Genomic DNA, 12,047 nt, shown 5'->3' with positions numbered 1-12,047 from the left:
CTCGGGCTGTGGCCCGGGCTCTGGCTGGGGGCGCGGCGTCACTGCCCCGGTCCGGCGGCGGCCTCCGTGAGCGTCCGGCTCGGCCGACGGGCCGGGGCTCGGACGCGGCAGGTCAGGTCGCCGTGGCCGGGGCGGTCGACGGCGTCGGGGGCGGGGTGCGGCGGCTGCGGGCGTGGAGGACCGGTCGCCCTCACGCCCCGGGGGCGGGTGCGGGACCGCCCGGCCGGACGGCAGTCACCAGCCAGTGGCGGGCCATGAGCCGGACTCCGTCGTCCGTCTCGTAGGCGCGGAACGCCTCGGTGGCCGCCTCCCGGGCGCGGTCGACGGCGTCGGGGGCGGCATCGCGGAGCCAGTGGCACATCGGGCCCCAGCCGAAGAGGAAGGTGGCTGCGTCCGCCGCGTCGGGGCCCCACCCCTGCGGTACTTCGACCGGTTCCACGGTGACGTCGTCGAACCCGGCGTCGGTCAGGACGCGTTCGGCGCGTGCCGGGTCGGCGAAGGCGGCGGGGCCCGTCTCCGCCGGGGCGGACAGGTCGGGCAGCGTGACGTGCTCGGCGACGGCCGCGAAGATCACCGCCTGGTCCATCCGGAGCACGGACTGCGGGCAGACGAAGGCGATCCGCCCGCCCGGCCGCAGGGCGCGCCGGATGTTGCTGAACGCGGCGACCGGGTCGGCGAAGAACATGACGCCGAAGCGGCTCACCGCGACGTCGAACGACGCCTCGTCGAAGGGGTGGACCTGGGCGTCGGCCCGGAGGTGGGTGACGTTGCCGAGGTGCTCGGCCGCCGCGCTCGCCCGGGCCCGTTCCAGCATGGGCTCCGACAGGTCGACGCCGACGACGTGGGCGGCGGTGCGCGCGGCCAGCCGGGTCAGGCGGCCGTTGCCGCAGCCGATGTCCAGGACCCGGTCGGTTTCTCGGATGCGGGCGGCGTCGAGGAGCGGGGCGTTCGCGGGGTCGTTGAGCGCGTCGTAGCGCGCCTGGTGCTCGGCCCAGTGCCGGCCCTCGTAGCCGTTCCACGCCTCGGACTGGTGGGTGTTCACGATCCGGTTCTCGGCCATGCCCACATGGTGCCCCAAGACATGCCCCACATGGTGCCCCGAGAAGGGAGCGGGCGGCGGGCCTGCGCGGCCGGGGGCCGGGCCCGTCGGGACCCGTTGGACCCGGTGCGGCGCCGGGCGCGCCGGACGGGGATGCCCGGCGGTGGTGCCGGGCGGGCCGGCGGGACGGGCTCCGGCGTGCGGACCGCACGCCTCCCGTCCCGCCGGTGCGCGGAGGGAACTCCGCCTGAGCGCGAAGGGGCTCAGGACTGCGGACGCTTGCCGTGGTTCGCCGCGCTCTTGCGACGCGCCTTCTTCTTCCGACGCCTCTTGGACGACATGTGCATCTCCCTTGTTGCTGGTGGGATCGGGTGTCACTCCCCCACGGGTCCGTGACCTGCGGGGGATGAACGACACATTGTGCCCCGGGACCTCCTGGGTGGCGAATCGTGATCGCCGGCCGCGCGTCCCGGCCACCGCCGGGTGCCCACCTGCGGTGATGTCATGGCCGGTTTCCCTCCCCGCGCACCGTCGGCCGCGCCACCCGCCGGCTGTCTTCCAGCCGGTGCGGCGTCGCGCCCCCGGCCGGCTCACGAGGCCGGTCGGGGCGGGTGGTCCCGGCAGGGCGCGAACAGCGGTCGGCACGGTTGTCGCCGGGCCCGGACCGGGCCACGATGTCCCCAGCATCGCCCCCGCGGGAGGCCAAGGTGACTGATTCCTGGGTGGCCCTCGAGCCAGGAGCCGACCCTGCCGAGCGTGTACGCGCCCTGCACCGGGCTCATGCGGCCTTCACCGAGGCGGGCACGGTGCCACGCCCGGTGCGCGGTGTGGTCGCCGACTCCTGGCGGCGGTCGGCGCGCGCCGGCGTCCACCCGGACGGCAGCGCCGACATCGAACTCGCCGACAGCGACCTCGGAACCTGTCGCGCAGAGCACCCACTGGCCCATGTCATGCCGCTCATGCGGGAGTTGCTGGGGTCGTTCGCCTCCGACGGGCGGCATCTGCTGGCCGTGTGCGACGCGCACGGCAGGCTGCTGTGGGTGGAGGGCCACGCGACGACGCTGCGCCAGGCGGAGCGGATGAACTTCGTGCCGGGCGCCCGGTGGTCGGAGAGCGCGGTGGGAACGAACGCACCGGGTACCGCCGTGGCCGTGGGACGTGCGGTGCAGGTGTTCGCGGCCGAGCACTTCGTACGGCGCGCGCAGCCGTGGACGTGCGCGGCGGCGCCGGTGCACGACCCCCGGACGGGGCGCCTGCTGGGTGCGGTGGACATCACCGGCGGGGACGGGCTCGCCCACCCGCACAGTCTCGGATTCGTGCAGGCGGTGGCGCGCGCCGCGGAGTCCCAGCTGGCGCTGCTCGCCCCTCGGGGCCCGGCGGCGGGGGGCGCCGAGCTGGAGGTCCTGGGACGTGACCAGGCCGTGCTGACGGCGGGCGGGCGCACGCTGCGGCTCAGCCGGCGGCACAGCGAGATCCTCGTCCTCCTCGCCGCGCACCCCGGGGGTCTGACCGGCGACGAACTGCTCTGCGCCCTGTACGAGGACGAGTCGGTGACCCCGGTGACGCTGCGCGCGGAGCTGGCCCGGCTGCGTCAGGTCCTCGACGCGGGAGGTGCGGGCACGGCAGCCCCCGGGCTGCTCGCGTCGCGTCCCTACCGGCTCACCGAGCACCTGGAGTCGGACCTCGCCGTCGTCGAACGCAGGCTCGCGGCGGGTGCGGTCACCGATGCGCTGGCCTCGTACCCGGGGCCGTTGCTGCCCTCCTCCCAGGCGCCGGCGGTCGTCCGGCTCAGGCGACGGCTCGCGGACGGCCTGCGGGCGGCGCTGATCGCCCGCTCGGATCCCGACCTGCTGGCCGACTGGGCCCACGCGTCGTGGGGCGAGGACGACCTGGACGTGTGGCGGGCGCTGGCGGCGGCCCGGCCCACGGCGGCTCATCGGGCACGTCTGGCCGCGCTGGAGGCGGAGTTGGGAGTCCCGGCGGGCCCCTGGCGGCCCTCGGGCAGGTGAGCGGCCCCGTTCTCGGGACCTGCCCCGGCGCGTCCCCTTCCGGCGACGGAGGACGTGGTGACGTGGTCACGCAACGTGGATGCAACGTCCGTCTCCCTACGCTCCGGCGCGGAGCTGCCCAACGGCGGGCAGCGCTGCTGAGGGAGGCCTGTTCCGCATGACCCGATACGCGGCGCCCGGGAGCGAGGGCGCGATCGTCTCCTACCAGTCCCGTTACGACCACTACATCGGCGGGGAGTACGTGCCGCCGGTCAGGGGTCAGTACTTCGAGAATCCGAGTCCGGTGAACGGGCAGCCGTTCACCGAGGTGGCGCGCGGCACGGCGGAGGACGTCGAGGCGGCCCTGGACGCGGCCCACGCGGCGGCGCCCGGCTGGGGGCGCAGGGCGGCAGCCGAGCGGTCCGACATCCTGCTGAAGATCGCCGACCGCATGGAGGCCAACCTGGAGGCGCTCGCGGTCGCGGAGAGCTGGGAGAACGGCAAGCCCGTACGCGAGACGCTGGCGGCGGACATCCCGCTGGCCATCGACCACTTCCGCTACTTCGCCGGTGCGGTGCGCGCCCAGGAGGGCTCGCTGAGCGAGGTCGACGACGACACGGTGGCCTACCACTTCCACGAGCCGCTGGGCGTCGTCGCGCAGATCATCCCGTGGAACTTCCCCATCCTGATGGCGACCTGGAAGCTGGCGCCCGCCCTGGCGGCCGGCAACGCGGTCGTCCTCAAGCCCGCGGAGCAGACGCCGGTCTCCATCCACTTCTGGCTGAGCCTGGTGTCCGACCTGCTGCCGCCCGGGGTGCTGAACATCGTCAACGGCTTCGGGCCGGAGGCGGGCAAGCCGCTCGCGTCCAGCCCTCGGGTCGCGAAGATCGCCTTCACGGGTGAGACGACCACCGGACGGCTGATCATGCAGTACGCGGCCGAGAACCTGAAGCCGGTCACGCTGGAGCTGGGCGGCAAGTCGCCGAACATCTTCTTCGACGACGTGTGGGAGAAGGACGACGAACTGCGCGACAAGGCCCTCGAGGGGTTCACCATGTTCGCGCTGAACCAGGGCGAGGTGTGCACCTGCCCCTCCCGTGGGCTGATCCAGCGGGGCAACTACCCCGACTTCATCGCGGCGGCCGTCGCCCGCACCGAACTGATCAAGCCCGGTCACCCGCTCGACACCGACACGATGATCGGCGCGCAGGCGTCGAGCGAGCAGCTGGCCAAGATCCTGTCGTACATCGACATCGGCCGCGACGAGGGCGCCAAGGTCCTGACCGGGGGCGAACGCGCAGAGTACGACGGTGAGTTGAAGGGCGGATACTACGTCCGGCCGACCATCTTCGAGGGCGACAACCGGATGCGGGTCTTCCAGGAGGAGATCTTCGGTCCGGTCGTCTCGGTGGCGTCGTTCGACGACTTCGACGACGCCATCAAGATCGCCAACGACACGTCGTACGGTCTCGGCGCCGGCGTGTGGACCCGCGACATCAACACGGCCTACCGGGCCGGCCGGGCCATCCAGGCGGGCCGCGTCTGGACGAACTGTTACCACGCCTATCCGGCGCACGCGGCGTTCGGCGGCTACAAGCAGTCCGGGATCGGCCGGGAGACGCACAAGATGATGCTGGACCACTACCAGCAGACGAAGAACCTGCTGGTCAGCTACTCGCCGAAGAAGCTCGGCTTCTTCTGAGGGCTCCGGTCACACGCATGGCGGTCCGCACGGTGTCGTGCGGACCGCCGCCGTGCTGCCGGCCGTCGCGAGGGCGGACGAGGCGGGGGCGATCAGGCGAGTACCGGAGCCGGGGCCGCTCCCCCGTCGTCGTTCACGGTGCCGTCTCCTCGCGCGGCGGTGCCGTGGAGGCGCGGACGACGAGTTCGGTGGCGAGTTCGATGTGGTGGGAGTCGAGTTTCTCGCCGTTGGCCAGCCGGAGAGCGGTCCGCAGTGCGGCGGCGCCCATCTCCCGCAGGGGCTGGCGGACGGTGGTCAGGGGCGGTGAGGCCATGCGGGCGAGGCTCGTGTCGTCGAAGCCGACCACGCTCAGGTGCTCGGGGACGCGCAGGCCGCGGGCGCGGACCGTCTCGACGACGCCGACGGCGATGTCGTCGTTGCCCGCGAAGACGGCCGTCGGCGGCTCGTCCAGGTCCAGGAGCGCCGCGGCGCCGAGCAGGCCGGTCTCGTAGGTGAACTCGCCGGGCCGGACGTAACCGTCCGGGACGGGGGCGCCCTCCGCCTCCATGGCGGCGCGGTAGCCGTGCAGGCGGGCCTGGTTGCCGACCGCCATGACGGGCCCGCCGAGGTAGGCGATGCGTCGGTGGCCCAGGGACAGCAGGTGCCGGGTCGCGGTGAGACCGCCGGCGAAGTTGGTCGCCCCGACGCTGTTGACCCGGCTGTCCGGCAGGTGCAGCGGGTCCAGGACGACCAACGGCAGGCCGGCCCGGGCCAGTTCGTTCATGTGGGCCGTGGTGTACACGCTGGTGACGGCGATGACGGCGCGGCGTCCCGCGGAGACCAGGTCCCGGGCCCAGTGCGGGCGGTGGGACGCCTTGCTGATCACCACGGAGGCGCCCAGCTCGGCCGCGGAGTCGACGATGCCTTCGAGGGTCTCCGCCACGTAGGCGCGCAGGCCGCCCTGGAACTGGACCTCGATGGTCGGGCTCTCGACGGCCTCGGTGTGACGGAACACGGGGGCCAGGTAGTGGTGCTGGTGCAGCAGTTCCTGCACCCGCGTGCGGGTGTGCGGCGCCACGTCACCGCGGCCGTTGACCACTTTGGACACGGTGGCGACGGAGACACCGGCCGCCTGGGCGATGTCCGCCAACGTGGTGCGCCTGGCATTCGGTCGCATCGGTTCCTCTCAACTGTCCGTCCCACCGGTGCGGTGAGCCGCCGGGCCCGGCCGGCCACGCGGGTGGAGCCGGTCAAACCGTACGGCAATGCGGCAGGCGCGGCGGCGGGCACCCGGTCGGCTGTGTGACCTGGGCGGACCGTGTGCGTCCGGCGTCCACCCGCATGATCCTCTCCCCCGATCCCCAGGCTTTCGAAACATTTTCGACGTTCCCGGGGTCGTGCGCCGGACATCCGCAATCACTGTTTCACCGCTTACTTGCGCCCAACAACCCGTGTGTGCATACGCCTTGACACCGGCGAACCCCGAAACCTAATTTGCACGAACAGAGCTCGGAGACAGCCCTTTTCGAAAACCTTTCACCTCGACTCACGAGCAGCCGATGGCTCTCGAGTGCGGAGAATGACATGGCGCTCTCCCGACGTACCCTCCTCACCCTGGCCGCCGGTGTGCCGGTGTCCGCGGCGCTGGCGGCCTGCGGTTCGTCCGGACCCGGCAAGAGCAGCGGCGGCGCGACGTACTGGTACCTCAACGGCCAGCCGCAGGAAGGGGTCCGGGCCGGCGCGGTGGACGCCTTCAACAAGGCCCACCCCGACCAGCAGATCAAGGACACCACCTTCCAGAACGACGCGTACAAGACGAAGATCAAGACCGCGATCGGTGCCGGGCAGGCGCCCACCATCATCTGGGGCTGGGGCGGCGGGACGCTGCGCACCTACGTGGAAGGGGAGCAGGTCGAGGACCTCACCTCGTGGTTCGACGAGAACTCCGCGGTGAAGGAACGGCTGTTCCCGTCCTCGTTCGGCGCGGCCACGGTCGACGGCAAGATCTACGCCATGCCGTGCGAGACGGTGCAGCCGATCATCCTCTACTACAACAAGGACGTCTTCGAGAAGGTCGGCGTGAAACCGCCGGAGTCCTGGGACGACATCATGGCGCTGGTGCCCAAGTTCAACGCCAAGGGCATCGCACCGTTCTCGCTGGGCGGCCAGTCCCGGTGGACGAACATGATGTGGCTGGAGTTCCTGTTCGACCGCATCGGCGGTTCCGAGGTGTTCCAGGCCGCCATCGAGGGTGAGAAGAACGCCTGGTCGCACCCGGACGCCATCGCGGCGCTCACCAAACTGCAGCAGCTGGTCAAGGCCGACGGGTTCGTCAAGGGCTTCTCCTCGATCACCGCCGACTCCAACGCCGACCAGGCGCTGCTGTACACCGGCCGGGCCGCGATGATGCTGCACGGCGCCTGGTCGTACGGCATCCAGCAGACCGACGGCGGGGACTTCGTCTCCAGCGGCGCGCTGGGCTACATGACCTTCCCGCCCGTCGAGGGCGGCAAGGGCGATCAGAGCGTCACCGTGGGCAACCCCGCCCAGTACCTGTCCATCTCGGCCAAGGCCAGTGCCGAGCAGAAGAAGATCGCGAAGGACTTCTTCGCCACCGGTGTCCTCCAGGACGCGGAGGTGGAGAAGTGGATCGGCAACGGGTCGGTGCCGATCCGGCTCGGCACGGAGAAGCTGCTGGCCGCCTCCGACAACGCCGACTTCCTGAAGTTCACGTACGACATCGCCAGCAAGGCGAAGGTGTTCGTCCAGTCGTGGGACCAGGCGCTCAGTCCGACGGCCGCCGAGACGCTGCTGGACAACATCGTCAAGCTGTTCCAGCTGTCCATCTCCCCGCAGCAGTTCGCCGGCAACCTCAACGCGGTCACCGCCGCATGAGCTCGCCCGCCACCCACCCGCAGCGACGCGAACCGCGCAGCATCCTGCCGTGGCTGGCGGTGCCGGCGCTGCTGATGTTCGTCGGCTTCGCGGTGATCCCGCTCGTCGGTGTCTTCGCGCTGAGCTTCACCACGTGGGACGGGATCGGTGACATCCAGCTGTCGGGGCTGACGAGTTGGCGTGCGGTGCTCACCGATCCGGGGCTGCCGCACGCCCTCTGGGTGACGTTCCTGGTGATGGCCGTGTCCTGGGCCGTCCAGACACCGCTGAGCATCCTGCTCGGCACGTTCATGGCCGGCCGCCAGCGCTACCGTGCGGTGCTGGGCGTGGTGTACTTCGTGCCGCTGATGCTCAGCTCGGCGGCGATCGCGATCGCCTACAAGGCCCTGCTCGACCCCAACTTCGGCCTCGGTGCCGGGCTGAAGATCCCGCTGCTGAGCCAGGACTGGCTGGGGCGGCCCGGGCTCGCCTTCGGGGTGGTCGTCTTCGTGGTCTCCTGGCAGTTCATCCCCTTCCACTCCCTGATCTATCAGGGCGGGGTGCAGCAGATCCCGAAGTCCCTCTACGAAGCGGCGCAGTTGGACGGTGCCGGGAAGGTCCGGCAGTTCTTCAGCATCACGCTGCCGCAGCTGAAGTACACCATCATCACCTCGTCCACGCTGATGGTGATCGGGTCGCTGACCTTCTTCGACCTCATCTTCGTGCTGACCGAGGGCGGCCCCGGTGACGCCACCCGGGTCCTCGCACTGGACATGTACAAGCGGGGTTTCCAGGCCAGCCTGATGGGACCGGCCAGCGCCATCGCGGTGATCCTGGTCCTGGTGGGTCTGGCCCTCGCCCTGCTGCTGCGCCGGCTCGGCGGCCGGGACGCCGCCGCGAGCCAACTCGAGGGGGCCTGAGATGACCACCATCCTGACCGACCGGCGGCGACCGCAGAAGGTCACCCCCGGCGAGCAGCGGCGCCCTCCGCGCCGGCCCACCGCCCGGCGCAACTGGCTGGGCGGACTGGCCGGATGGCTGTGGCTGGTCGTGGTCGCCGTCCCCCTGTACTGGACCCTCATCACCAGTCTCAAGGCGCAGAGCCAGTACTACGCGAGCAACCCCCTGGCGCCCTCGGGCAACCCGACACTGGACAACTACCGGCTGGTCGTCGAGTCCGACTTCCTGCGCTACTTCGTCAACAGCGTCGTCGTCACGGCCGGCGCCGTCGTGCCGGCGGTCGCGATCTCCTTCATGGCGGCCTACGCCATCGTCCGCGGCTGGCGCATGCGGACCCTGCGCGCGATGAACGGCCTGTTCCTGATGGGCCTGGCGATCCCCCTGCAGGCGACGGTGATCCCGGTCTACCTGATCATCATCAGGCTGCAGCTGTACGACAGCCTGCTGGCGCTGATCCTGCCGTCGATCGCCTTCGCCATTCCGCTGTCCGTGCTGGTGCTCACCAACTTCATCCGCGACGTCCCCAAGGAGCTGTTCGACTCGATGCGGGTCGACGGCGCCACCGAGTGGACGACGCTGTGGCGGCTGGCGGCGCCGCTCACCCGGCCCGCCATCCTCACCGTGACCATTTTCAACGCCCTGACCATCTGGAACGGATTCCTGCTGCCCCTGGTCCTCACCCAGAGCCCCGACCAGCGGACCCTGCCGCTGGCGCTGTGGACCTTCCAGGGCCAGTACGGGGTCAACGTCCCCGCCGTCCTGGCCGCCGTGGTCCTCACCACGCTGCCCGTCCTGGTGCTGTACGCGTTCGGCCGGCGTCAGCTGCTCAGCGGCCTCACCGCCGGATTCGGCCGTTGACCGACGCCGGGTCCGGGGGCGTGACCGGGCGCCGCCGCCCACGCCGACGCGGAGGCGCGGGTGCCCGACCGTGGTGCCCGGACCGTTTCCGCCCCGTGTCCCGTCCTGCTCGTCCACCTGTCCGTCCGCCCGTGGGTCCCCGGTCGAGGGGCCGAGAGGCGTAGGAGGAAAGTGAACACCGACATGGCCGTGGAGAACACCCCCGGACTCCCCCGGTGGAACGACCCCAGCGTTCCCGTGACCGCCAGAGTCGACGCCCTCATCGGCGCGATGACCCTGGAGGAGAAGACCGCCCAGCTGTACGGCGTGTGGGTGGGCGCCTCCGACCAGGGCGGTGAAGTGGCCCCGCACCAGCACGAGATGGAGGAGGCCGTCGACCTGGACGCCCTTCTGCCCGACGGTCTGGGCCAGTTGACCCGCCCCTTCGGCACCGTCCCCGTCGACGCCGCCGTGGGCGCGCTCTCCCTGGCCCGTACCCAGGCCCGCATCGCCGCCACGAACCGGTTCGGCATCCCCGCCCTCGCGCATGACGAGTGCCTGGCGGGATTCGCCGCCTGGGGCGCCACCGCCTACCCGGTGCCGCTGTCCTGGGGTGCCGCCTTCGACCCCGGGCTGGTGCGCCGGATGGCCGCCGCCATCGGCCGCGACATGCGGTCCGTCGGCGTCCACCAGGGCCTCGCGCCCGTCCTCGACGTGGTGCGCGACGCCCGCTGGGGCCGCGTGGAGGAGACCATCGGCGAGGACCCGTACCTCGTCGGCACCATCGGCACCGCCTACGTGCAAGGCCTGGAGTCCGCCGGCATCGTCGCCACCCTCAAGCACTTCGCCGGCTACTCCGCCTCCCGCGCCGGCCGCAACCTGGCGCCTTCCTCCGTGGGCCCGCGCGAGCGCGCCGACGTGCTGCTGCCGCCGTTCGAGATGGCGGTCCGGGAAGGCGGTGTCCGGTCGGTGATGAACGCCTACACCGACACCGACGGCATGCCCTCGGCGGCCGACGAGGCCCTGCTGACCGGGCTGCTGCGGGACACCTGGGGCTTCGACGGCACCGTCGTCGCCGACTACTTCGCCATCGCCTTCCTCGCCACCCTGCACGGCGTCGCCGCCGACTGGGCCGACGCCGCCGGCACCGCCCTGCACGCGGGCATCGACGTGGAACTGCCCAACGTCAAGACCTACGGCGCGCCCCTGGCCGAGGCGGTCGCCGACGGCCGCGTGCCGGAGAAGCTCGTCGACCGGGCCCTGCGCCGGATCCTCACCCAGAAGGCGGAACTCGGCCTGCTCGACGCGGACTGGACCCCTCTCCCGCCCGCGCTCGACGGCGTCGGCCAGGACGATCCCGAGGCGCTGCGCGGCCGGGTCGACCTGGACGGCCCGGAGAACCGCGCGCTGGCCCGCGCGCTCGCCGAGGAAGCGGTCGTGCTGCTGAGCAACGACGGCACCCTGCCCCTGGACCGGCCGCGCCGCATCGCCCTGATCGGTCCCAACGCGGACGAGCCCGTCGCCGTCCTGGGCTGCTACTCGTTCCCGCAGCACATCGGCGTCCGCCATCCCGGGACCCCGCTCGGCATCGGTCTGCCCACCCTGCGCGACACCCTCACCGCGGAGTTCCCCGACGCCGAGATCACGGTGGCCCGCGGCACCGGCGTCGACGACGGAGACCTCTCCGGCATCCAGGAGGCCGTGCGGGCGGCGCGCGAGGCCGACATCGCCCTGGTCGTGCTCGGCGACCGGGCCGGCCTGTTCGGGCGGGGCACCAGCGGCGAGGGATGCGACGTCGAGTCACTGGTGCTGCCCGGCGCCCAGCAGCAGTTGCTCGACGCCGTGCTCGACCTGGAGACCCCTGTCGTCACCGTGCTGATCGCGGGACGGCCGTACGCGCTCGGGCGTGCCGTGCAGGAGTCCGCCGCGATCGTGCAGTCCTTCTTCCCGGGCCAGGAGGGCACGCACGCGATCGCCGGGGTGCTCAGCGGCCGGACCAACCCCTCCGGCCGTCTCCCGGTCGGCGTGCCGCGCGGCCCCGGCTCCCAGCCGTCCACCTACCTCGGGGCGCGGCTCGCCCAGGCCAGCGACGTCTCCAGCATCGACCCGACCCCCGCGTTCGCCTTCGGGCACGGCCTGTCCTACACGCGGTTCGACTGGACGGACCTGACCGTGGACGCCGACGAGGCGCCGACGGACGGCGAGTTCGGCCTCGCCTTCACCGTGCGCAACACGGGCGGGCGGGCCGGGACCGAGGTCGTGCAGCTCTACCTGCACGACCCGGTCGCGTCGGTCGTGCAGCCGGTGCAGCGTCTCGTCGGGTACACCCGCGTGGACCTGGAGCCGGGCGAGGCCCGGCGGCTGCGCGCCACGGTCCCGGCCGACGTCGCCTCCTTCACCGGACGGGACGGCCGGCGCATCGTCGAACCGGGCCTGCTGGAGCTGCGGTTGGCGGCCTCCAGCGCGGATGCGCGGCTCACGGTGCAGGTCGCGCTGACCGGGGCCGAGCGCCAGGTGGACCACACGCGGCGCCTGCACGCCCCGATCGAACCGGAGCCGGCCGGCCGGGCATGAACCCCCGGTGTGCGTGGCGCTCGTCGCGTCGGCGTCGGCGGCGCCGCGCACACCGGGATGCGCGGCCCCGGGACCACCGGGCCGCGTGGCCGGG

Annotated in this window: 8 protein-coding genes; 6 read left to right on the top strand and 2 right to left on the bottom strand. The window is 72.2% G+C overall.

From position 1 onward, the window contains the following. Positions 1–190 precede the first annotated feature (190 nt). Entirely contained in the window at positions 191–1,060 is an 870-nt protein-coding gene (locus tag G3I53_RS31055; protein ID WP_164338470.1) for a class I SAM-dependent methyltransferase, read from the bottom strand. Positions 1,061–1,746: 686 nt separating this feature from the next. Here G3I53_RS31055 and G3I53_RS31050 point away from each other — a divergent pair. Together G3I53_RS31050 and G3I53_RS31045 are read left to right on the top strand one after the other, a co-directional pair. Beyond that, entirely contained in the window at positions 1,747–3,048 is a 1,302-nt protein-coding gene (locus G3I53_RS31050) for a GAF domain-containing protein (RefSeq protein ID WP_343240720.1), read from the top strand. A gap of 157 nt (positions 3,049–3,205) precedes the next feature. Then, entirely contained in the window at positions 3,206–4,729 is a 1,524-nt protein-coding gene (locus G3I53_RS31045; RefSeq protein WP_164333149.1) for an aldehyde dehydrogenase family protein, read from the top strand. Positions 4,730–4,862: 133 nt separating this feature from the next. Here the strand turns inward: G3I53_RS31045 and G3I53_RS31040 are convergent, their stop codons facing one another. Further along, positions 4,863–5,885 carry a LacI family DNA-binding transcriptional regulator gene (locus tag G3I53_RS31040; RefSeq protein ID WP_164333148.1) on the bottom strand — a complete coding sequence of 341 codons (1,023 nt, stop codon included), beginning with the start codon at positions 5,883–5,885 and terminating at the stop codon, positions 4,863–4,865. Positions 5,886–6,292: 407 nt separating this feature from the next. Between G3I53_RS31040 and G3I53_RS31035 the strand changes: the two genes are divergently transcribed. From G3I53_RS31035 to G3I53_RS31020, 4 genes are all read left to right on the top strand, one after another. Next, positions 6,293–7,603, top strand: a complete 1,311-nt coding sequence (locus G3I53_RS31035; protein ID WP_164333147.1) for an extracellular solute-binding protein — start codon at positions 6,293–6,295, stop codon at positions 7,601–7,603. After that, positions 7,600–8,502, top strand: a complete 903-nt coding sequence (locus tag G3I53_RS31030) for a sugar ABC transporter permease (protein WP_164333146.1) — start codon at positions 7,600–7,602, stop codon at positions 8,500–8,502. The genes G3I53_RS31035 and G3I53_RS31030 overlap by 4 nt, the downstream gene beginning before the upstream one ends. A 1-nt stretch (position 8,503) precedes the next feature. Then, positions 8,504–9,400 (top strand): carbohydrate ABC transporter permease, encoded by an 897-nt coding sequence (locus tag G3I53_RS31025; RefSeq protein ID WP_164333145.1) that lies wholly within the window; start codon positions 8,504–8,506, stop codon positions 9,398–9,400. A gap of 171 nt (positions 9,401–9,571) precedes the next feature. Continuing rightward, entirely contained in the window at positions 9,572–11,953 is a 2,382-nt protein-coding gene (locus tag G3I53_RS31020) for a glycoside hydrolase family 3 N-terminal domain-containing protein (protein WP_164333144.1), read from the top strand. Positions 11,954–12,047: the final 94 nt, after the last annotated feature.

This window comes from Streptomyces sp. SID14436 (genome assembly GCF_010548465.1).
Taxonomy (GTDB): Bacteria; Actinomycetota; Actinomycetes; order Streptomycetales; family Streptomycetaceae; genus Streptomyces.
This window is presented reverse-complemented; position numbering and strand designations above follow the sequence as displayed.

What these genes read in the sequence shown, in the direction of transcription:
- G3I53_RS31055 (WP_164338470.1), bottom strand. Translation starts at nt 1,060, where the DNA reads ATGGCCGAGAACCGGATCGTGAACACCCACCAGTCCGAGGCGTGGAAC.
- G3I53_RS31045 (WP_164333149.1), top strand. Translation starts at nt 3,206, where the DNA reads ATGACCCGATACGCGGCGCCCGGGAGCGAGGGCGCGATCGTCTCCTAC.
- G3I53_RS31040 (WP_164333148.1), bottom strand. Translation starts at nt 5,885, where the DNA reads ATGCGACCGAATGCCAGGCGCACCACGTTGGCGGACATCGCCCAGGCG.
- G3I53_RS31035 (WP_164333147.1), top strand. Translation starts at nt 6,293, where the DNA reads ATGGCGCTCTCCCGACGTACCCTCCTCACCCTGGCCGCCGGTGTGCCG.
- G3I53_RS31030 (WP_164333146.1), top strand. Translation starts at nt 7,600, where the DNA reads ATGAGCTCGCCCGCCACCCACCCGCAGCGACGCGAACCGCGCAGCATC.
- G3I53_RS31025 (WP_164333145.1), top strand. Translation starts at nt 8,504, where the DNA reads ATGACCACCATCCTGACCGACCGGCGGCGACCGCAGAAGGTCACCCCC.